24 protein-coding genes are annotated in these 21,039 nt (G+C 65.8%); 11 read left to right on the top strand and 13 right to left on the bottom strand.

Going from position 1 to position 21,039, the window contains the following annotated elements:
* Positions 1-83 precede the first annotated feature (83 nt).
* The 4 genes from AB4Y98_RS11475 to AB4Y98_RS11490 all read left to right on the top strand — a co-directional run bounded on the left by AB4Y98_RS11475 (position 84) and on the right by AB4Y98_RS11490 (position 2,770).
* Positions 84-1,025: a DegV family protein gene (locus tag AB4Y98_RS11475; protein WP_394198314.1), complete on the top strand. Its 942-nt coding sequence runs from the start codon at positions 84-86 to the stop codon at positions 1,023-1,025.
* Positions 1,026-1,103: 78 nt separating this feature from the next.
* Positions 1,104-1,442, top strand: coding sequence for a hypothetical protein (locus AB4Y98_RS11480; protein ID WP_100553525.1), 339 nt, complete (start codon positions 1,104-1,106; stop codon positions 1,440-1,442).
* Positions 1,443-1,646: 204 nt separating this feature from the next.
* Positions 1,647-2,207, top strand: coding sequence for a DUF3916 domain-containing protein (locus AB4Y98_RS11485; protein ID WP_100462656.1), 561 nt, complete (start codon positions 1,647-1,649; stop codon positions 2,205-2,207).
* 164 nt (positions 2,208-2,371) lie between these two features.
* Positions 2,372-2,770, top strand: a complete 399-nt coding sequence (locus AB4Y98_RS11490; protein ID WP_312787021.1) for a hypothetical protein — start codon at positions 2,372-2,374, stop codon at positions 2,768-2,770.
* A gap of 122 nt (positions 2,771-2,892) precedes the next feature.
* Here AB4Y98_RS11490 and AB4Y98_RS11495 read toward each other — a convergent pair whose 3' ends face one another.
* From AB4Y98_RS11495 to AB4Y98_RS11510, 4 genes are all read right to left on the bottom strand, one after another.
* Entirely contained in the window at positions 2,893-4,302 is a 1,410-nt protein-coding gene (locus AB4Y98_RS11495) for an efflux transporter outer membrane subunit (RefSeq protein ID WP_442244381.1), read from the bottom strand.
* The gene (locus AB4Y98_RS11500) at positions 4,299-5,381 is read right to left on the bottom strand and encodes an HlyD family secretion protein (RefSeq protein ID WP_442244382.1); all 1,083 of its coding nucleotides are present in this window, start codon (positions 5,379-5,381) and stop codon (positions 4,299-4,301) included. The genes AB4Y98_RS11495 and AB4Y98_RS11500 overlap by 4 nt, the downstream gene beginning before the upstream one ends.
* A 22-nt stretch (positions 5,382-5,403) precedes the next feature.
* Positions 5,404-6,933, bottom strand: a complete 1,530-nt coding sequence (locus AB4Y98_RS11505) for an MFS transporter (protein ID WP_442244383.1) — start codon at positions 6,931-6,933, stop codon at positions 5,404-5,406.
* A 154-nt stretch (positions 6,934-7,087) separates the two neighbouring features.
* The gene (locus AB4Y98_RS11510; protein ID WP_442244384.1) at positions 7,088-8,005 is read right to left on the bottom strand and encodes a LysR family transcriptional regulator; all 918 of its coding nucleotides are present in this window, start codon (positions 8,003-8,005) and stop codon (positions 7,088-7,090) included.
* 141 nt (positions 8,006-8,146) lie between these two features.
* Here AB4Y98_RS11510 and AB4Y98_RS11515 point away from each other — a divergent pair, with 141 nt between their 5' ends.
* Complete coding sequence (locus tag AB4Y98_RS11515; protein ID WP_442244385.1) at positions 8,147-8,587, top strand: universal stress protein; 441 nt, start codon at positions 8,147-8,149, stop codon at positions 8,585-8,587.
* An 11-nt stretch (positions 8,588-8,598) separates the two neighbouring features.
* On the top strand, positions 8,599-9,069 hold the full coding sequence (locus AB4Y98_RS11520; protein ID WP_353099178.1) for a hypothetical protein: 471 nt from the start codon (positions 8,599-8,601) through the stop codon (positions 9,067-9,069).
* A 42-nt stretch (positions 9,070-9,111) separates the two neighbouring features.
* Here AB4Y98_RS11520 and AB4Y98_RS11525 read toward each other — a convergent pair whose 3' ends face one another.
* A complete protein-coding gene (locus AB4Y98_RS11525) occupies positions 9,112-10,557 on the bottom strand; it encodes a GGDEF domain-containing protein (protein ID WP_353099179.1) in 1,446 nt (481 codons plus the stop codon).
* Between the two features lie 233 nt (positions 10,558-10,790).
* Between AB4Y98_RS11525 and AB4Y98_RS11530 the strand changes: the two genes are divergently transcribed.
* Positions 10,791-11,654 carry a PA4780 family RIO1-like protein kinase gene (locus AB4Y98_RS11530; protein ID WP_442244386.1) on the top strand — a complete coding sequence of 288 codons (864 nt, stop codon included), beginning with the start codon at positions 10,791-10,793 and terminating at the stop codon, positions 11,652-11,654.
* Positions 11,655-11,726: 72 nt separating this feature from the next.
* Here the strand turns inward: AB4Y98_RS11530 and fghA are convergent, their stop codons facing one another.
* From fghA to AB4Y98_RS11555, 5 genes are all read right to left on the bottom strand, one after another.
* A complete protein-coding gene (gene fghA / locus AB4Y98_RS11535; protein WP_442244387.1) occupies positions 11,727-12,557 on the bottom strand; it encodes an S-formylglutathione hydrolase in 831 nt (276 codons plus the stop codon).
* 63 nt (positions 12,558-12,620) lie between these two features.
* Positions 12,621-12,980 (bottom strand): YqcC family protein, encoded by a 360-nt coding sequence (locus tag AB4Y98_RS11540; RefSeq protein WP_312786404.1) that lies wholly within the window; start codon positions 12,978-12,980, stop codon positions 12,621-12,623.
* 8 nt (positions 12,981-12,988) lie between these two features.
* Positions 12,989-14,098, bottom strand: coding sequence for an S-(hydroxymethyl)glutathione dehydrogenase/class III alcohol dehydrogenase (locus AB4Y98_RS11545; protein WP_442244388.1), 1,110 nt, complete (start codon positions 14,096-14,098; stop codon positions 12,989-12,991).
* Positions 14,099-14,161: 63 nt separating this feature from the next.
* A complete protein-coding gene (gene frmR, locus AB4Y98_RS11550) occupies positions 14,162-14,437 on the bottom strand; it encodes a formaldehyde-responsive transcriptional repressor FrmR (RefSeq protein WP_005411009.1) in 276 nt (91 codons plus the stop codon).
* 56 nt (positions 14,438-14,493) lie between these two features.
* Positions 14,494-15,402, bottom strand: coding sequence for a LysR family transcriptional regulator (locus tag AB4Y98_RS11555; protein WP_033831994.1), 909 nt, complete (start codon positions 15,400-15,402; stop codon positions 14,494-14,496).
* A gap of 130 nt (positions 15,403-15,532) precedes the next feature.
* Between AB4Y98_RS11555 and AB4Y98_RS11560 the strand changes: the two genes are divergently transcribed.
* Positions 15,533-16,669 carry an alkene reductase gene (locus AB4Y98_RS11560; RefSeq protein WP_442244389.1) on the top strand — a complete coding sequence of 379 codons (1,137 nt, stop codon included), beginning with the start codon at positions 15,533-15,535 and terminating at the stop codon, positions 16,667-16,669.
* A 3-nt stretch (positions 16,670-16,672) separates the two neighbouring features.
* Here the strand turns inward: AB4Y98_RS11560 and AB4Y98_RS11565 are convergent, their stop codons facing one another.
* Both AB4Y98_RS11565 and AB4Y98_RS11570 read right to left on the bottom strand, forming a co-directional pair.
* Positions 16,673-17,227, bottom strand: coding sequence for a hypothetical protein (locus AB4Y98_RS11565; RefSeq protein WP_394198331.1), 555 nt, complete (start codon positions 17,225-17,227; stop codon positions 16,673-16,675).
* A 49-nt stretch (positions 17,228-17,276) separates the two neighbouring features.
* On the bottom strand, positions 17,277-17,834 hold the full coding sequence (locus AB4Y98_RS11570) for a hypothetical protein (RefSeq protein WP_108265918.1): 558 nt from the start codon (positions 17,832-17,834) through the stop codon (positions 17,277-17,279).
* Between the two features lie 112 nt (positions 17,835-17,946).
* Between AB4Y98_RS11570 and AB4Y98_RS11575 the strand changes: the two genes are divergently transcribed.
* A complete protein-coding gene (locus tag AB4Y98_RS11575; RefSeq protein WP_363731653.1) occupies positions 17,947-18,363 on the top strand; it encodes a VOC family protein in 417 nt (138 codons plus the stop codon).
* Between the two features lie 9 nt (positions 18,364-18,372).
* Here the strand turns inward: AB4Y98_RS11575 and AB4Y98_RS11580 are convergent, their stop codons facing one another.
* Positions 18,373-19,068: a DAPG hydrolase family protein gene (locus AB4Y98_RS11580; RefSeq protein ID WP_442244390.1), complete on the bottom strand. Its 696-nt coding sequence runs from the start codon at positions 19,066-19,068 to the stop codon at positions 18,373-18,375.
* Between the two features lie 75 nt (positions 19,069-19,143).
* Here AB4Y98_RS11580 and AB4Y98_RS11585 point away from each other — a divergent pair, with 75 nt between their 5' ends.
* Together AB4Y98_RS11585 and AB4Y98_RS11590 are read left to right on the top strand one after the other, a co-directional pair.
* Positions 19,144-19,806, top strand: coding sequence for a TetR/AcrR family transcriptional regulator (locus AB4Y98_RS11585; protein ID WP_312786410.1), 663 nt, complete (start codon positions 19,144-19,146; stop codon positions 19,804-19,806).
* Positions 19,807-19,940: 134 nt separating this feature from the next.
* On the top strand, positions 19,941-20,975 hold the full coding sequence (locus tag AB4Y98_RS11590) for a DUF7832 domain-containing protein (protein ID WP_363731650.1): 1,035 nt from the start codon (positions 19,941-19,943) through the stop codon (positions 20,973-20,975).
* Positions 20,976-21,039: the final 64 nt, after the last annotated feature.

The following is a 21,039-nucleotide window of genomic DNA, read 5'->3' on the forward strand; positions in this document are numbered from 1 at the left end:
GCATTTCCCTCGCGCGCCCGATCCCGTTTTGAGATAGTTTTCACATTTCCGAACCTACAACCGCCCTGGAGGGGGAGCCGCGGATGCGCATCGGAATCGTCGTCGACTCGGCCTGCGACCTGCCGCAGGACTTCATTGCCGAGCACAACATCGTGCTGTTGCCGATCACCGTGCGGATCGGCGAAGCCGTGCTCGCCGACCACCGCGACGAGCAGGCAACGCTGAGCTTCCTGCACGCGCACGTAGCCGAACACGGCGCCGAAGCGGAGACCATCCCCTTCAGCGTCAACCAGATCCGCGACCTGTTCCTGCAGCGGCTGGTGATCGACTACGACCACGTGTTCTGCATGACCATCACCAAGACCCGCAGCCCGATCCACGACAACGCACTGCAGGCCAGCTTCGCCATCCTCAACGACTACAAGCCGGTGCGGCAGGCGGCAGGCTACAACTCGCCGTTCGCGCTGCGCGTTCTGGACACCCAGAACCTGTTCGCCGCACAGGCGGTGACGGCGGTGGAGGCGGTGCGCCTGCGTGCCAGCGACGCCAGCGTGCAGCAGATCCGCGAGCGCCTGGAAGAACTGGCCGGCAACGTGCACGGCTACATGGTCACCCGCGACCTGTACTACATGCGTGCCCGCGCCCGGCACAAGGGCGACCGCAGCGTCGGCCTGCTCAGCGCGGCGCTGGGCAGTGCGCTGGACATCAAGCCGGTGCTGCATGGCTATCGCGGCGAGACCGGGCCAGTGGCGAAGATCAAGGGTTTCGACAATGCCGTGCTGAAGCTGTTCGGCGTGGTCGGCCAGCGCGTACGCGCCGGACTGATGACGCCCACCGTGTGCGTCAGCTACGGCGGCGAACTGGACGAACTGCGCGCCCTGCCCGGCTACGCGCAGATGAAGGAGGTCTGCGCCGGCCGTGGCGTGACCGTGTACGAATCGGTGATGAGCCTGACCGGCATGGTCAACGTCGGCAAGGGTGCGGTCACCGTGGGCTTCGCCGATGGGCCGCATCGGTTTGAATGAAGGCCAACCACGCAGTGGAATCTGCACATCGATTCCACCGCGCTTATGCCAGCCTAGCTGCACCTCAAGGAGATCAACATGCCTGCGCAGTACCACATCAGCCTGCCCGAACCGTCCAAGGCCCGCGGCAACGACCCGGACCTGTCTTTCCATTCGCAGGGCGCGGCCGGCTTCGCCGAAGAACTGCAGAACGCGCTGCGCAATGGCAGCCTGTTCGAGCGCTGGCGCGACAAGCAGCCGGACCCGGATGCGGTGGAACCGCAGTGGGGCGTGACCGATCCGGAGGCCACCGTGACCGGTGAGCAGAAGGATCTGCGCATCAACCTGGTGGCCACCACCCGCATCGACAGTGACGTGTTCAAGCAGCGCCTGCGCCTGCTGGCCGGGCACCACTGGGAACTGCGCGACGTGCGTTGAGATCCGGCTCTGGTAGATGCCAACCTTGGTTGGCGCTTCTGGAAGAGTGCTGCCAACCAAGGTTGGCAGCTACCGAGTCGCCAGGCAGCTCCATCTCGCCAATTTGTCGCGAATAGCCCGCCGCCGATGGCGCATGTTCTGGTAGACGCCAACCTTGGTTGGCACTCTGCAGCGCACCGCTCATATGGCTGGCACACTGGTCGGATGAGAAACAAAGATGACATCACCCGCCCTGGCACGCGCGGCGAGAAGAAGCTTCGCGATGCTCCACGCCGACTTCGCTACCTGCGACATTGGGCTGACTGCTTCAAAGGTGCCTTTCCCTCAGAGGAGCTGGAGGGCCGGGCTCGTTACTGGAACTACAAGGTTCCCACCCGCGCAGGTCTGATCGAAGGCCCTGCCACCACGCTGAGGATCCAGCGTGCTTGCGCCCAATCGCTCATCAGCGCCTGCGCAAACCTGATCCAGTCACGGCCAGCCTCACAAGCAGACGTGCGGGTAACCTGCTGTATCGCTCAGCCCGGGATGTTCTCCAGCGAGATATGCCTTTACCTGGACGAAGAGTACTTCCAAGGCCATGTCGCGGCGACGGCGGATGGACAGGTCACCGCGATCAACTCGCGCAGCCTTGCCACCGAATGGGGGCTCGTCCTGCCCAAGGGCATTGGGGAGCGAGGTGTGCAGATCAGCATTCCTCGCACCGATCACGATGACGGACTGGAACAGGAATACTGGTTCTTCGGCGAGGTAACCGACCAACGTTGATGGTAGCGACTGGATCTGCCCTGGTAGACGCCAACCCTGGTTGGCGCTTTCCAAAAAGGATGCCAACCAAGGTTGGCATCTACCAGTTCCTCGTGGCTGGCACTACCGAGCACCCGGATCTGCTGCTATCGTGCCGCCGCCAACGGCGACTGCACGGACTGCACATGGACCCCAAGCTGAAAGCCCTCATCGAGCAGACCAACCTGTCGGACCTGCTGCCGTCGGCGCCCGAGGAAATGGATCTGCAGCAGCCGGTAGCGCCGCCGGAACCCGCAAAACCGCAACCCGCCCGTTCCACCAACGATGCACTGCAGGTGCATTTCGGTGGTACCGACATGGTCGGCAAGCTCGCCAATGCGCCCACCAGTGGACGGATAAAGACCTTCGCCATGATCCTGCTGGGCGGGCCGACCATCGTGTTCGGCCTGCTTCTGCTGGGCATGGTCTGGACCGAGCCGGGCAAGTCAGTGTTCGCGCTGGTCTACGGCACGGTCATCGCAGCGGTGTTGATCGGTATCTGGCCTTATCTGCTGTTCCGCAAACGCGAGAAACCGTCGGACTGACGACCAGGGTAGTGCCGGCCGCTGGCCGGCAACCCATGCATCCCGCAGCTGCCGGCCAGCGGCCGGCACTACCCCTATCTTCCTTACCAGCTGACGGCCAGCCGCCGCCCCCCCCTTGCGCCCTACCAACCACCGCCCAGCGCGCGATACAGCTCTACGCGTGCAATCGCGGCCGTCGCCTGGCTGTTGGCCAGCGCGGCCTGGTTGTCCAGCGCGATGCGCTGGGTGCTCAACACATCCAGCATGTCGACCACGCCGGCCTGGTACCGCCGACGTGCCGCACCCAGCGCCGTCTCGCTCTCATCCACCGCCACGTGCAGCTGCGCGGCACGCTGCTGTTCGGCGGCATAGCCGTCGATGGCGTCGTCCACTTCATGCCAAGCCTGCAGCACGGTACGGCGGAACTGCAGCGCCGACTGTTGCTGCTGCAGCCTGCTCAACGCCAGGTTGGCCTTCAGGCGTCCGCCCTGGAAGATCGGCAGGCTGATAGACGGCCCGATGCTGAAGCGGTGGGCGTTCCAGCCATCCAGGTCATCCAACTGCTTGGCTTGGAAACCGGCATCGCCATTCAAGGTGATGCGCGGCAGGAAGCTGGCCTTGGCCACGCCGATACCAGCCGTGGCTGCATGCAACGCAGCCTCGGCACGGCGGACATCGGGGCGACGCTCGGCCAGTTCACTGGGCACGCCCACGGCGACGGTCGGCAACGCAGGCCAGTCGCGGCGCGCGCTCTGCAACTGCGCGTCCAACGCCTGTGGCGGCTGCGCCAGCAGGAACGCCAACGCATTGCGCAATTGTGATTCGCGATGCCGCAACGGCGCGATGCGCGCCTGCAACGATGCCACCTGTGCCGCCGCACTGGACACCTGCAACGTGCTGGCCACGCCCTGGCGTTGGCGCGCTTCGGTCAGCCGCTTGATGTCGTGGGCGATGCTGAGGTTGTCCTCGGTAATGGCCAGCAGCTGGCGTGTTGCGCGCAACTGCAGGTAATCGCGCGCGGTCTCCGCCAGCAGCGCGATACGCACCGCGTGTGCATCTTCCTCGGCCATCTGCACGCGTGCGTCGGCGGCTTCCACCTGGCGGCGTACGCGGCCCCACAGATCCAGTTCCCAGCTCATGCCGATGCCGGTCTGGAACAGCCCATAGTCATCACGACCACCATTACCGGACGGATCGTTCAGGCCTACCTCGCTGTTGCGCGCGCGCACGCCGCTGGCGGTGGCACTGACGCTGGGCAGGCGATCGGCAGCGGTGACGCCACGCGCGGCGCGGCTCTGCTGCACGCGGTTGGCGGCCAGCTGCAGGTCGAGATTGGCCTGCAGCACCTGCGTCGCCAATTGCCCCAGCAGCGGGTCATCGAAACCGGACCACCAGCGGGCGTCGTCATCCAGCGCAGCTGACGCCACCGCTTCGCCCTGCCACTGCGTGGGCAGTTCGGCCTGCGGGCGCACGAAGTCCGGGCCCAGCGTGCAGGCGGTCAGCGCCGTGCACAGTGCCGCTGCAGCCAGTACACGTGGGAGTACGCGGATCATGCGCCCTCCCCGCCCTTGCGGTGCTGCTCGCGCTGCGCGCTCTGTACCCGCTGCGAACTCTGCAGATCCACGCTGGCTTCCACCGACATGCCGGCACGCAGCTGGCCCAGCAACGCCTGCCCGGGCTCCAGCACGATCTTCACCGGAATGCGCTGCACTACCTTGGTGAAGTTACCGGTAGCGTTCTCCGGTGCAATCGCGGCGAACGTCACGCCGGTGGCTGGTGCGATGCTGTCGATATGGCCACGCAGCGGCGTGCCGGGGAACACGTCCACCGTCAGCTCAACCTGTTGCCCGGGCTGCATGCGGGTCATCTGCGTTTCCTGGAAGTTGGCGACCACGAAGGCGCGCTGCAGTGGCACGACCGCGGCCACCGGCGTGCCCGGGGTCAGGTAGGCACCGACGCGCACTGCGCGGCGCCCAACCATGCCGTCGATCGGTGCGCGCAGCTCGGTGTGCGACAGATCCAGCTCGGCGCGTGCCTGCGCGGCTTCAGCACGCTGCACCGCTGCCTGCGCGGCCTGCACGCCGGCAGTGAGGATGTCGGTGCGTTGGCGCGCGGTCGACAATGCGGCCTGCCCCTGTTGCAGGTGCGCACTGGCCACGGCCTGCTTCGACTGCGCCTGCTGTGCGTTCTGCACGGTACCGGCACCGTCGCGGGCCAGCTCCCGGTAACGCTGCTGGTCGGCGCTGGCCAGGGTCAGCTCGGAACGGCTGACATCCACACTCGCCCTGGCCTGTTCGATCAGCGAGCCCTGCTGTGCCAGCGCTGCTTGAGCGTTGCTGAGCTGCGCACGCGCATTGGCCAGGTCGGCGCGGGCAGCCAGCAACGCGACCTGGTAGTCACGGTCATCGATGCGGGCCAGCACGTCACCTGCCTTCACCGCTTGGTTGTCCTGCACTTCCACCGCGCTGACGAAGCCAGCGATCTTCGGTGCGACCACGGTGTAGTCGGCGACCACATAGGCGTTGTTGGTGGTCTGGTGGCGGCCATCGCTCAGCAGCAACCAAGCACCACCGGCCAGAAGCAGCACGCCCAGGCCGAGGCCGGCGTTGAGATACGTTCGATTGATTGTCATGAGGGGATTCCTGCGAAGGGGATCAGGCCACGGCACGTGGCGGATGGATGCGGGTGGGCATCCAGGCAATGAGCGGAATGAAGGCCAGCGCGACCAACGCGACCAGCAGGTAGAGATCGGCCGAGGTCAACGCCTGCACCTGCGCATGCAGGCGCGCGCCAAGCTGCGGCCCTTCGGCCAGCCACGGCTGTTCGCCAAGTCGCTCGACCAGCACGGTGGAGTGGAAATGGCGGCGTCCCTGGGCGACCGCTTCAAGCACGCCGCTGGCCAGTACCGCGGCAAAGCCCTTCACCGTGTTGAACCACGCCGAGGCGAAGGGGCCGTCCTGTGGCGCCAAGCCGCCGGTGGCCAGCATCAGCAGCGGCAGCACCGCCATCGGCTGCGCAAACACCTGCAGCAGCTGGACCCACAGGAAGTTGTCGCGTATCCAGCTGACGTCCAGATGTGCGCCCAGCCAGCAGGCCAGCGCCAGCATCGCCAGGCCGGTGGCCTGCACCCAACGGCAATCGATCGCGCGGATGTTCAGCAATGCGGCGACCAACGGCAGCGCGATGACCTGCGGCAATGCCACCCACAGCAGCATCGGCGCAGTCTGCTGCGGCCGATAGCCCTGCACGCTGGCTAGGAAACCGGACGGAATGGAGATCACCGCCAGCAGCACGAACAGCACGCCACCGAGGGTGATCAGCGAATAGCTGAGGTTGCGGTTGGCCAGCAGCTGCAGCTTGAAGAACGGCAGTGGATGGAACCACTCGTTGATGAAGAACAACACCAGCAGACCCGCACCACCACCCAGCATCAGCGTGATCAACGACGAGTCGAACCAGTTCAAGCGCGGGCCCTGCACCAAACCCAGTACCAGCAGCACCAGCGCCGGCAGGCCGAGCATCAGGCCGACGCCGTCGAACTGTGCGAAGCGCTCCAGCCGCAGGGGATCCTGTGGCAGGCCCCAGCCGACCATCGCCATCGCCACCAGGCAATAGGGCACGATCTGCCAGAACGCCCAGTGCCAGCCCACCTGCTCCACCCAGAATGCGGCCAGCGGAGTGCCCATGCTCGGCCCGAAGGTGGCGGTCAGTGCGTAGGCGGCCAGGCCGTACAGCTTGATGCCCGGCGGCAGGAAGCGCAGCGCCACGCTCATCAGCAGCGGCGGCAACGCGCCACCACACAGGCCCTGCAACGCGCGCAGCACCAGGAACGTCTGCAGGTTGGGGGCCAGCGGGCACAGCACGCCCAGCACCATGAACCCGCCGATCATCGCCAACGCAAAACGGCGCAGCGAGAAGGTGGCGGCGCACCATGGTGCGAACGCCATCGCGCTGACCGACATCGCGCTGTACAGCGCCACGATCCAGCTGCCGTCATCGACGCTGAAACCCATCGCACCGCGGATGTCGGCCAGCGCGACCTTGGTGACGTTCTCGTTGAAGCCCGACACCAGCACCGCCAGCAGTACACCGCACAGCCCTACCAGGATGCGCCGGTCGAGCCCGGGTGCAGCGACGGGCCGGGGCGCTGTCGGCGCCGGCAGTACGGCGGCGGGCGTGCTCACTGCCAGCTGCCGATCCGTGCAGTGCACGGCATATGAGGAGTCATTGGATTGCGCTCAGTGAAACTATCGGGAGCGCAGTCTAGAAAGGCCGTTGCCTGCGAAAAATGGCGTGCCCGGCATCGCAGGCGTGCGTACAACGCACGCCCGCCGGCGATCAGTGGCGGGCCGCCTCGACCGAATCGCACATGCCCTTGATCGCCCGCCGCAGCCACTGGTGGGCCGGGTCGTTGTCCATGCGTGGGTGCCAAGCCTGCACCAGCGCTACGGTCCGCACCGGCACCGGCAGCGGGAACATCCGCAGCGGCAGGCCCATGCGGGTGATGCGGTCGAGCATCACGCTTGGCATCTGCGGCAGCACCAGGTCCGAATCGGCGGCAGCAAAGATCGCGCCGTGGAAGGTAGGGATGACCACCGCCACCCGCCGTTGCAGGCCAAGCGCTGCCAGCTCTTCGTCGATCGGGCCATGCGCAAGCCCGCGCCGGGACACGGCGATGTGGTCGCACGCGGCGAAGCGCTCGACACTGATGTCGCCGTCGAACAACGGATGATCCTCGCGTGCCGCGCCCAGCAGCGAGGTGGTGAACAGGTGCTGCACCTTGGTTTCCGGGCTGTGCTTGCCGGCCGTGCTGATGTACAGGTCGATCCGCCCCTGCACCATCGCATCGTCATCGGTATCGCCTTCGGGCACGAAGCGCAGCATGCAGCGCGGTGCCTGCTGGCGGAAGACATCACGCAGGCGGCCGCCATAGCTGCCGATGAACACATCGTTGGCGCGCACGCTGAACGTTCGTTCCAGCGTGGCCATGTCGACCTCGCGGCCCGCATTGAACACGCCGTGTGCCTGCTCGATCACATCGCGCACCTGCTCACGCAGTTCCAGCGCGCGTGGCGTGGGGGCGAGCCCACGGCCGGCGCGCACCAGCACCGGATCACCCAGGGCTACCCGTACCCGGCCCAGGGTACGGCTCATCGCCGGCGCACTGAGGTTCATCCGCCGCGCGGCGGCGGCCACGCTGCATTCGTCGATCAGCACATCCAGTGCCAGCAACAGGTTGAGGTCAGGCAGGGGCATGGCAGTCTCCCGTAAATGCGATGACTCTACTGCAATCCAAACCGACCAGAGTTGCGTCCTGCGCACGCATTGACTGCGGCGCACGGCATGGGTGCGCGCGACGACATGAGCGACCATCACCGCCCTGCAAAGGAGCTTTTCATGTTCAACACCCTGCTGGTCGCGCTTGATGGCGGCCCCCAGCACGACCGCGTGCTGGACCTGGCCACCGCCATGGCTGGCCCCCGCAGCCGCCTGCACCTGCTGTGCGTGCTCGACCCCGAATTCGCACTGGCAGCAGATGCCAGCGATGCCGACCGCCGCGAATATCCCGCCGCCGCCCGGCAGCAGGCGCATGCCGAAGCCGTGCTGGCCGACGCCCTGGCCGAGCTGCGCGAACGCGGCGTGGACGCCATCGCACAGCTGCCCTCCGGCGACCCAGGCGAAGTGATCAGCGCGCAGGCGCGTCGCCTGCAGTGCGATCTGATCGTCATCGGCCATCGCCATCTGTCACGTCTGCAGCGTCTGTTCGAGCCCTCGGTCGGGCAATGGACCATCGACCACGCGCCCTGCCCGGTGCTGGTGGAAACGCGCGATCCGTAGGTATTCCCGGCATGGCCTCGCGTTCCCCTGTATTTCCCACCCGCGTGAGTTATCGCGCTTTCGGCCGTCAGTTCAGTCGCGGCGAACAGGCCCTGCTGGCTGCGCTGCGGCAACTGGGCGACCCTGCGCTGCAGGCCGAGGGCCTGCTGCAACTGGCCGCCCTGGGCCTGGATGCCGAAGGACGCGACGCCTTCCGTGAACTGCTGCCATTGCTGGCCACGCCGCATGCGCCGATCGAGCTGCTGCCGGCCGGGTCGCCGTTCATTTCCGCCAGCGAACTGGACCTGCTGGTCTGTCTGCTGCGCATTGCGCAATGGCGGCACGCACGCCCACGCGAGGACGAGGTGCTGGCGCCGCTGCGTCGCCAACTGGCATGTTGTGCGACGGCGGTGCGCGCCACGCCGTTGACGTTGCGGCAACGGTCGCTGTCACCCGTAGGCCTGCGCCTGCTGGATCCGGCCGGATGGCTGCGCCAGCGCTGATCGGCCGCGCACCTTCCTGCCGCGGCCGTGGCCCAGGCGTGCTCAACAGTCCAGCGTGTCGTGCGCGCCCCCGTGGTCGTCCAGCACGTGCGCGTGCAGGATCACCCGGTTGCGGCCTGCACGCTTGGCCGCGTACAGGCCGGCATCGGCATCGGCCAGCAACTGTTCGGCGCTGGCCAGCGCCGGTGGGTGCAGGTAGCCCACACCCACGCTGATGCTGACCGGACCCTCCGGCAGCGGCAGCGCTTCCACCGCCTCGCGCAGGCGTTCGGCCAGCGCCAGCACACCCGACAGCGGGCTGCCGGGCACGATCACTGCGAACTCCTCACCGCCATAGCGCGCCACACTGTCGGCCGCGCGCCCGGCAGTGGACTGCAGCACCGCAGCCACCGCCTGCAGGCAGCGGTCGCCAGCGGGATGACCGTGCTCGTCGTTGAATGCCTTGAAATGGTCGATGTCCACCAGCAACAGGCCCAGTTCGGTGCCGCTGCGGCGCGCGCGGTTCCATTCGGCCAGCAGCAGCGTATCGAACTCACGGCGATTGGCTACGCCGGTCAGGCCATCCTGCCGCGCCAGCTGATCAAGACCCGCCTGCCGTTCCAGCAGGTCGATCTGCAGCAGGGTGCTGCGCAGGCCGAAGCCCAGCGTCGCCACCACGAAGCCGGTCACCGCCAACGGCCGCGCGTGGTCGACCACCAGGGTGCCGACTACCAGCAGCAGCAAGGGCAGGATGATCGGGCCGCCCGCCTGCACCAATCGCAGCAGGCGCGGATGCAGCACGAAGCCCGGAGCAGGTGCCTGGCGCAGTGCCAGTACCGCCAGCAGCAGGAACGGCAGGTCGATCAACAGATCGTTGTAGGCGCCGAACGACTGTTCGGAGGTGTAGTGATTGATGTAGAACGCCAGCAGCAGATAGCTCAGTGCGTACAGCGCCAGCGCGCGGTAGAAGCTGCGCCGTTCTGGCGCATCGCCGGCGACCCAGCGCACCACCGCGAAGCCGGCGATGCACAGGTTCTGGATGTCGAACATGCGCTGCATGTGGGCCATCGCCTGGTCATCGATGTCGATGCGGTCGGCAAATGACTGGGTATGCACGAAGAACAGGACACCCAGCAGCGCAGCCATCACGCCGTCGATCAGGCTGATCATCCGGCGTTCGCGACGGGCGCGGGCCAGGATGAACACCAGCGGCACGCCGTACAGCACATACAACAGCAGGCTGGCGCGCGGGGTGATGTCGGACCGTCCGGCCCCCAGTGCGTCGGCCATGTTGAAGGCCATGCCACCGGCCCAGAGCAGCAGCGCCATTGCCGTGGCCCGCCAGCCCAGTGCAGCGCGGTCACGCTGGCCACGCCACAGGCAGGCCGCGGCGGCCAGCAGAGGCGCCGCGGTCAGGAACACGAACGATCCCCCACCCGCCGTACCCGGCCAGAACGCCACGACCACGCCATGGCAGATCACGAACATCAGCGCCAGCACAACCAGCATGCATCCCCCATGCGCAAGGCCGTATGGCGGCACGATAGCGCGCCGCCACGCCACAGCGGCGTGATCCGCGTTGGAAAAGACGGATACGCGACAGTGGCAGCCGTCTCGCGAAATGGTTGCCCGGCGACGCTCGCGGGCCAGCCGGGAAGCCGCCCGACAGCCGCGACCTGTAAAATGCGAAAATCCCTCCCCATCCTGGCGAGCGCCTCCGCGCCGGCCACCCCAGATATCCCGTGAAAACCCCCGAAGGACTGCGCGCCCTGATCGACGACGGCGTGATCGATGAAGTGCTACGGCCGCTCAAGAGCGGCAAGGAAGCGGCCGTGTACGTGGTACGCAGCGGCAACGAGGTGCGCTGCGCGAAGGTCTACAAGGACATGGCCCAGCGCAGCTTCCAGCAGCGCGTGCAGTACCAGGAAGGCCGCAAGGTGCGCGGCAGCCGTGAGGCGCGTGCGGTGGGCAAGGCCAGCAAGTACGGCCGCAAGCAGCAGGAAACGGCCTGGAAGAACACCGAGGTGGACTCGCTGTACCTGCTGCGTGATGCCGGCGTGCGCGTGCCCGAGCCATACGGCTACTTCCACGGTGTGCTGGTGATGGAGCTGGTCACCGATGCCGACGGTTTCTCCGCCGCCCGCCTGGGCGAGGTGGAGCTGGAGCCCGAGCAGGCCCGCCAGTTCCACCAGACCCTTGTCCGCCAGGTGGTGCGCATGCTGTGCTGCGGCCTGATCCATGGCGATCTCTCGCCGTACAACGTGCTGGTCGGTCCCGATGGCCCGGTGGTGATCGATTTCCCTCAGGTGGTCAGTGCGGGCGGCAACAACGCCGCGCGCAGCATGCTGCTGCGGGATGTCAACAACCTCACCGCCTACCTGGGCCGTTTCGCGCCCGAACTGCTGGACAGCTGGTATGGCGAGGAAATGTGGGCGCTGTTCGAGGCGGGCAGCCTGCTGCCGGACAGTGAGCTCACCGGCACCTTCGTGCACGATGAATCCACCGTCGACCTGGACAGCGTGCGCCACGCCATCAACGATGCGCGCGAACAAGCCTTGATCCGCCAGCAGGGCCGTGAAGCGGCGGAAGAAGAAGACGACGTGTAAGCGCCACGCCATGCGTGGCGGCTCGACGCTACGGACAAGCCAGAGCAGCCGAGCGTGGGCTCGGCTACAGGGTCAGGCCTTCAGTGCGCGCGCGTGGTGGGCGATGTGCTCGCCGATGAAGCTGGCGATGAAGTAGTAGCTGTGGTCGTAGCCCGGCTGCAGGCGCAGGCTCAGCGGATGGCCGGCCGCTTGGCAGGCCTGCTGCAGGCGCTGAGGCTGCAGCTGGGTCTGCAGGAACTCATCCCCCTCACCCTGGTCGACCAGCAGCGGCAGTCGCTCGCTGGCGTTGGCGATCAGCGCGGTGGCGTCCCACTGCGCCCAGCCGGCCGGGTTGTCACCGAGGTAGGCCGTGAACGCCTTCTGTCCCCACGGCACCTGGCTGGGCGCAACGATCGGCGAGAACGCCGACACGCTGCGGTAGCGTCCCGGGTTGCGCAGCGCGATCACCAGTGCACCGTGCCCCCCCATCGAATGGCCGCTGATCGCGCGTGCGTCGTTCACCGGGAAATTTGCCTCGATCAGCGCCGGCAGTTCCTGCACCACGTAGTCATGCATGCGGTAGTGCTTCGCCCACGGCGCACGGGTAGCGTTGAGATAGAAGCCCGCGCCCTTGCCCAGGTCATAGCCCTCGGCATCGGCCACGTCATCGCCGCGCGGACTGGTATCCGGGGCGACGATGATCACGCCGTGCTCCGCCGCATAGCGCTGCGCACCGGCCTTGGTAATGAAATTCTGCTCGGTGCAGGTCAGTCCGCTCAGCCAATACAGTACCGGCAGCTTCTGGCTGGCGGCCTGCGGCGGCAGGTACACGGCGAACTGCATGTCGCAGCCCAGCGTGGTGGAGTGATGGCGATAGACGTCCTGCCAGCCGCCGGCACAGGCGCGGTGTTCGATGCGTTCCATGATGTTCTCCTGCGCGGTGCGTCAGCGCACGCGTGCTTCTGGTAGATGCCGACCTTGGTCGGCTTATCCACGCACGGCGTGGATGCCTTTGTTTATCAGTTCATCCAGCTGCGCCAGCAGGCGCAGCAACGGTTCGACGCCAGGCTGGCCATCAAGATTGCGATAGGCCGCCACGGCCACATCGCTGCGCGGCGGCCATTGGCCGTCAGCCCGGGCCTCATGCAGACGCGGCAGGAATACCAGCCCCAGCCACTGCTCGAATGGCATGCCATCGTCGCTGCCGAAGGCCGAGGTCACCGCACGCGGTGGCCCCACTTCGCCCACTACCCAGCCCAGCGCACGCAGCGCCTGCTCGATCGGGGCGACCAGGGCCGCGCGCGGGTCTTCCGCACGTGGCCGGCGCAGGGCATCCAGCCAGCCCATGACGCGCCTCAGTAATGGACGACCGAACGGATCGACTTGCCTTCATGCATCAGCTCGAAAGCTTCGTTGATCTTGTCCAGGTCCATGGTGTGGGTGACAAACGGGGCCAGCTCGATATCGCCCTTCATCGCGTCTTCGACCATGCCCGGCAGCTGGCTGCGGCCCTTCACGCCACCAAACGCGGTGCCCATCCACTTGCGGCCGGTGACCAGCTGGAACGGACGGGTGGAGATCTCCTGACCCGAACCGGCCACGCCGATCACCACACTCTGGCCCCAGCCACGGTGCGCGCATTCCAGCGCCGCACGCATCACGTTGACGTTGCCGATGCACTCGAAGCTGTGGTCCACGCCCCAGGTGGTCATTTCAACGATGACCTGTTGGATCGGCTTGTCATGATCCTTCGGGTTGATGCAGTCGGTGGCACCGAATTCGCGGGCCAGCTCGAACTTGGACGGGTTGGTGTCCACCGCGATGATGCGCCCGGCCTTGGCCTGGCGCGCACCCTGGATGACCGCAAGGCCGATGCCGCCCAGGCCGAACACGGCCACGCTGTCGCCTTCCTGCACCTTGGCGGTGTTGTGCACCGCGCCGATGCCGGTGGTCACGCCGCAGCCGAGCAGGCAGACATGCTCCGGGTTCGCTTCCGGGTTGATCTTCGCCAGCGACACCTCGGCAACGACGGTGTATTCGCTGAAGGTCGAGCAGCCCATGTAGTGATAGATCGGCTCGCCGTTGTAGCTGAAGCGACTGGTGCCATCGGGCATCACGCCCTTGCCCTGGGTGGCACGCACCGACACGCACAGATTGGTCTTGCCGCTCTTGCAGAACAGGCATTCACCACATTCGGCGGTGTACAGCGGAATCACGTGGTCACCCGGCTTGACGCTGGTCACGCCCTCGCCCACCTCCACCACGATGCCAGCGCCTTCATGGCCCAGCACTACCGGGAACAGGCCTTCCGGATCATCGCCGGACAGGGTGAACGCATCGGTGTGGCAGACACCGGTGTGGGTGATCTTGACCAGCACTTCGCCCGCCTTCGGCGGGGCGACGTCGATCTCGACGATCTGCAGCGGCTGGCCGGGACCAAAGGCGACGGCGGCACGGGATTTCATGATGGCACTCTCCAGAAAGGGCTTGCGGAAAACAGAATGCGCGGCGCTGTGTCGCGCCGTCGTTCATTTCAGGTACGAGCGGATCAACGCGCTCATGTCGCGCACGCGTTCGGCGCGTTGTTCATCGGAGGCGGCGGGCTGGCCGAACTCCTCGCGCAGGTGCGCTTCCATCACTTCGGACATCAGGCCGTTGACCGCGCCACGGATGGCGGCGATCTGCTGCAGCACCGGCCCGCAGTCGGCGCCGGCTTCCAGCGCGCGGTCCAGCGCATCGCACTGGCCGCGGATGCGGCGCACGCGGGCCAGAACCTTCTTTTTCTCTTCGGGAGAGTGCGGCATGGCGGACCGGCCTCGGAACTATACTGGGGGATAGTATACAGGAGCCGATCCGGACCTCAATCAAAGGCCCCCTCTGCGGCCAGCCGGGTCAGCTCTTCCACCACGTAACGCACCTTCGGCCGCAGATGCCGCGTCTGCGGCCACAGCGCGTGGATGTCTACATGGTGCTGCGTGCAGTGGTCCAGTACCGACTGCAACGCACCGGATTCCAGGTGATGGCGCACCAGAGACATCGGCATCTGGCAGATCCCCAACCCGGCGATCGCCCCCTCGATCACCGCATCGCCATCGTTGAGCTGGTGCGTGGCACTGGGGATGAAGCTGCCGTTGGTGCCCTCGCTGCCGATCCGCCACGCCACCGACTGGCCATGACGGAAGCCGACCACGCTGCGATGGTCGCGCAGTTCGTCCAGCGTCTGCGGCACACCATAGGCCTGCAGGTAGGCCGGCGACGCGCAGGTCACCAGGCGCTGGCTGGCCAGCTTGCGCGCGACCAGGTGCTCGGCGTGATGCAGGCCACCAAAGCGGATCAGCAGATCGATGCCTTCTTCCACCGGGTCAACGAAGTGATCGGTGAAGGTCATCGTCAACTGCAGGTCCGGGTGTTCATTGCACATGCGCAGCAGCACCGGCAGCACCACCAGCCGCCCGAATGAAGACGGCATGTCGATGCGCAGGCGGCCGCTCGGCAGATGCGCAGCCGAGCCCAGGCAGGCTTCGGCCGCCGCGATTTCATCCAGGGCCGCGGCGCAGGAGGCGTAGTACGCCTCGCCGTCGGTGGTCAGCGCGATGCGCCGGGTGGTGCGATGGAACAAGCGCACGCCCAGCCGCGTTTCCAGCCGGGCGATGGCCTTGCCGACCGCCGAGCGGGAGATGCCCAGCGCGTCTGCGGCCTCGGTGAAGGTGGCCGAGCGCGCCGTGGTGACGAAGGTCGCCAGACCGTTCAACGATTCGACAGGCAGCATGGGCAGACTCACTCATTGGGGACAGATAGTCCCGCTTGGCGGGAAATCTACCGCCTTTATGCGCCTGCATGTCAACTCCATCATGGTGCTGTCGCGCCGTTGGCGCCCTCCCACCTCCGAGATGACTGACATGACCGCCGCCCTGTTCCGCCCCTTCGACCTCACTGGACTGCCCCTGCACAACCGCATCGTGATGGCGCCGATGACCCGCGCCCGCAACCCCGGCGCCGTCGCCAATGCACTCACCGCCCAGTATTACCGGCAGCGCGCCAGTGCCGGCCTGATCATCAGTGAAGGCACCCCGGTCTCACCGCAGGGCCAGGGCTACATCGACGTGCCGGGCATCTGGTCGGCCGAGCAGGTGGCCGGTTGGAAGCTCGTCACCGACGCCGTACACGCTGCGCAGGGCGCGATCTTCGCCCAGCTGTGGCACGTCGGGCGCATGTCACACAGCTCGCTGCAGCCCGATGGCGGCCAGCCGGTGAGCGCTGGCACGCGGCCGGTGGCGAGCGATCCGAAGAACACCTCGTTCGTGTACCTGGACGACGGCAGCCGTGGTCATGCCGATCCGACGCCGCCGCGCGCACTGCGCACCGACGAAGTGCCGGGTATCGTCAGCGACTTCGTTCGCGGCGCGGAAAATGCCATCGCCGCCGGCTTCGATGGCATCGAACTGCATGCCGCCAACGGCTACCTGTTCGAGCAGTTCCTCAACCCGATCACCAATGATCGGCAGGATCTGTACGGCGGTTCACTGCGCAACCGCGCACGGCTGATCCTGGACACCGTGGATGCGATGGTTTCGCGCATCGGCGCGCATCGTGTCGGCGTGCGCCTGGCGCCGAACAGCCAGACCTTCGACATGCCGGCCTATGCCGAGAACGAAGCCAGCTATCTTTATCTGGCCGAAGAGCTTGGCAAGCGCGGGTTGGCGTATGTGCATCTGAACGACAACTACCTGCGCGGCGAGCCCGTCATCGGCGAGGCGTTCCTGAAGACCTTCAAGCAGAGCTACGGCGGCACCGTGATCCTCGCCGGTGGCCTCACCCGTGAGCGTGCTCTGCGCCTGGTCGAGGACGGCATCATCGACCTGGCCGCGTTTGGCCAGCCGTTCATCGCCAACCCGGATCTGGTCGAGCGTCTGCAGCGCGATGTGCCGCTGGCCGTGCCCGATCGCAGCACCTATTACGGCGGCGGCACCGAGGGCTACCTCGACTACCCGCTGGCACAGCCACGCGTGGATGCGGTGCACGCCGTGCCATCTTGAGCGTCATGGAGCCTTCTCCACCTTGGTCGCGTCCGAGTCGTGGGTCAGTACGCGGGTGGTGATCTCCCCCTTGGCTGAATCTCTGCGACTCAGTTCAAGCCGTCCCTGGTTGCCCTGCGCAACCAGGCTGGCAGCAAAGCTGCCTTCATTGGACAGCGTGGTGATCACGGCCGTGCCATCGGCCGCGACCCTCATACCCGCCCGGTCGCGCACTTTGTAACCCACGCCAACGGGCGCATCCAGCGCCATCACCGCGCTGCCATTGGCCATGGTGCCGATGCCACCGCGCTCATCGCCTTTCGCATCGTAGATCGTCATTCCCGTTGCGCGCGAGTTGCGCGCGACATCATCCACATCCTCGGCAATCTGCACGCGCGTGCGCCCTTCACTGTCGAGCACGGTCAGCTTGTAGGTACGGATCTCCGGCACCACGCCGGCATCGGGCGTGGCTACACTGGTCCCGACCAGAGCCAACGATGCGCCCAGTACGAACATCGAGACTGCCAGCAGATTCCTGCGCCGTAGCCTGTGCTCCAGTCGTTCCAAGCGTACGGTCATATCCTGCTCATGCATGTTGCACTCCCTGGTTGGCTCTGTGATGGGTCCGTCACCTGCTCTCGGCTTCCACGTGGATCACACGGTTGGAGGCTCCGCCTTCAGCAGAAGCCACCCGGTTCAGCTCCAGCTGTCCTTCCGCCCCCTGCGCGACCAGCCTGGCAGCAAAGCCACCGGCGTTGGACAGGACACCGATGAACGCCGAACCGTCCGCTCCCACCTTCATCCCGGCCCGATCCGACACGCGATAGCCAACGCCGCGCGGCGCATCGAGAGCAACCGTGGCACTGCCATCGTCGGCAGTCACCATGCCTCCGCGTTCCTGTTCATTGCCATCGAAGATGATCAGCCCCGCCACCCGCGCATTGCGCTTGATGTCCAGGTCCGGCGCGTCCTCACCGATCTCCACGCGCTTGCGGCCCTGGTGGTCAAGCACGATCAGGCGATGGGTGCGGATCTCCGCAGCAATGCCGGCCTCCGGCCGGGCAGAACCACGACCGGCCAGCATGATCGACATCATCAGCACGGGTGCTGCCACCAGCAGCCAGCGCCATCGGCCTGCCCGTTGCTCCAGCTTGCGTACTCGCGCTTCCACTTCCAGGTTCCGCATGGAATCCTCCCTGGCAACGGGGCCACCGGTCGGAACGACGAGGCACCCGGTCTGGAACTACAGTTCGATCCTAGACGTCACATCCGCGTCCAACAACATGACGAAAGTCCCCATGAACTCCGTCACCATGTCCTTCATCGTCAACCTCGACGTCCCCGATCTTGCAGCGGCCGAAGCGTTCTACACCGAAGCCTTCAGCCTGCGGCTCGGCCGCCGACTCGGCCCGGGCGCGCTGGAACTGCTCGGTGGTCCCACGCCGCTATACCTGCTGCAAAGCGATGCCGGCAGCGCAGCGACCGAGCACGGCGATGTACGCGACTACGAGCGTCATTGGACGCCCGTGCATCTGGACTGGGTAGTCACCGACATCGACGCTGCGCTTGCCCGCGCGATCGCGGCCGGCGCCATCCTTGAACAGGCCGTGCGCGAACACAGCTGGGGAAGGATCGCCGTGCTGGCCGATCCCTTCGGCCATGGCTTCTGCCTGATCCAGTTCAGCGATGCAGGCTATGACGCCCTACTGGCGTAGCACGCGAGTTCACCACGGTAACGGCACCGCCTCACCATTGGCGCGCTCGCCGTAGTACAGCGACGGCAGCAGCCGCGACAGGAAACTGAACTCGGTATAACAGTGCTTGAGCAGGCCCAGGCCAATCGCATCGTTGGCATCGCGCTGCGGATCTTCACTGTCCAGGCCCAGCACGAAGCGGCTGCGCAGCACGCAGCCGAACGGCGTATCGCGGGCGACGTGCAGCATCTGCCCGTCGCAGGGATCACCGTGCGCATCCAGCCGAACGTGCTCACCAAAACCGATGCGCGCGGCAATCACCGCCGAGACATCGCCCGCCTCCTGCGCCGCCTGCAGACGCTCAGACGTCAGCAACGTGCGCGGATCGTGGAACTTCAGGCGCGCTGCCACCGGCGGGATGTCGGCCAGCGACTCGACGGCCTGGATGCTCGCGCCATAGTAGCTGCGCCCGCGCTGCCAGGCCGCGTCCCAGCCACGATGCTCGACATGGTCCATCGGGTGCCACCAGCGGATGTGCTGGGTGGTCTCGAAGAAGGTGAACCACCAGTCCAGCATGCGGCCCTTGCAGCCATGCAGATCGGTGCGCACCGCCACCAACAGAGTGCCGTCTTCGCGGCGCTGGATGCCGGTTTCCAGGTGCATCGGTGAGGGGTGGAGCAGATCGTGGTGGTCCAGCCAGGCGTGAGCGTTGGCGACGGTGTCCATGGTGAATCCTTGGGGAGGTGAAGTCCGGAAAATACGGAAACGCACTTCGTTTCGCAATTATCGAAATGCGCTAGAATGTGCGCGATGACCGCTACTGCGCCTCCCGATCCGATCGCACCACCCCGTCGCCGCGGGCGTCCAGCACGGCCAGAGGCCGACGTCCGCCATGCCGTGCTGCAGGCGACGCTGGATCTGCTGCTGGCGCAGGGCTACGAAGCGACCACCATCGAAGCCGTCGCCGTGCATGCCGGCGTGGCCAAGAAGACGGTGTACCGGCATGCCGGCAACCGTGATGAGCTGGTAGGCCTGGCGGTGCGCGAGTGGACCGATGGCTTCGCACCGCAGCTGCAACGTGATGCCCGCCACGCCGAAGACGTGCTGCCGCTGCTGCACGACATCCTGCAGGCGGTGTGCGCGCAGGCATTGTCAGCGCAGGCGGTGCGGGTATTCCGCCTGTTGACCACCGACTTCCCCGGCAAGGACGCGCTGCTGCGGGCCTACCTGGACAACGGCATCGGCCGCGGACGTGCGTTGCTGGCGGACTGGCTGGCGCGGCAGCAGCAGCGTGGTCTGCTGCGCGCCGGTGATCCAGAACGGATGGCGCGTCTGGTGCTGTCCATGGCCGTGGCCGAACCACTGCGCGAACGCGCCATCGGTGTGGTTGCCGAAGACGCATCGGTGGATGCGCATCTGCGTGACTGCCTGCACCTGATGGAACCTATGCTGCAGGCTGCGTAGCGTGGCCAGCCTGCGGCGGTCGAGCTACGACGCATTCTCGCAAAATGGTCTCACGCGAATCTTTGCAACTTCTTGTATGGCTTACTTAAGAAACTGAATGGACCATCCATGGTTGATCCAAACGGTGCGGTCGCATGCGATTTCTCTTTTCCGAACTCTGCAACCTCTTGGGCCAGCGAATCGATAGTGATCCGGTTCTTTCCATTGCCGAACGTATCGGTGCGCAGACGCCAAAGCCAACCTCCTTCGCGTATTCCAATTCCCTTGGCGAAATGTCTCACCGCCCCACGGGTCTGGAAATCAGCTGGAGTCACGAGATTCTCGCACCCGCGTACTACCCACCCCGGAAATCAGGCCGCCACTTCGTCTGCTGGGTAGATTCAATCTGGTTTGATCCGTCAACAGTAGACAACCTGCCATTGCAGTTGTCTCCGACCTCCCTCGCTGAGGATCTGGTTGAGGCGGCTCCTCAACTCATTGTCGAGGATATGCCCAAGAGAACGGCCGCGATGCTCACCTCTCGTCCAGACTGCATGCTTGTTCTCCCCAGCACTCCCCGGCGGTGGCAGATCAAGCTTGCACAGATGCACCGCTACTCCTTGCCAAGCCATGCTGCCATCGGAAATGATCATCCAGAGAAGAATGACAATTCAGACAGGTGGAAGCACTGGGATCAAGCTACTGCGTTCTTTCTCTACTGGTGCATTCTCAGAGGCTTCGCAAGCGAACGACATACTCGTGACCACGGCGCAGAAATTCAGGATCTGCATGATCATCGCATATCAGCAATGGATTACTTCCGCGCGAACTGTTCTGAAGGCGAACTGTGGAGCTGGGATATCCGCGAATCCGTGCGCGATTTTACCCACGTCTATTTTCATTCCCTCTGCAATCGGAACTCAGCACATCCTAGAATTGGAAGGCCGGACAGGTGCCATCCCAACGACGACCTGAGCGCAGTGATGGACTACCTGTCCAAGTGCCGCGTGCCGAACGTAGACGACGAATGGCAGCTGTTTCACCAGTTCTCAGAGATGCTGGACGCACGCTGGAATGACTACCTTCTGACAGGGCTTCAGACAGAAGTAAGTCGCCGCCGGGCCGTCCAGCTCACAGCAATGTATAGAAAGATGGTGGACAACCTCTCCGCGAGGTCTGGGCTGTCGTAGAAGTCCGAGTGTTCATCGGCATCCACGGTATCCACGTGCTGTGCGGAGACTCCTGGAGAGTCAT

Source organism: Stenotrophomonas sp. 2YAF26, from assembly GCF_052114625.1.
Lineage (GTDB): Bacteria > Pseudomonadota > Gammaproteobacteria > Xanthomonadales > Xanthomonadaceae > Stenotrophomonas > Stenotrophomonas indicatrix.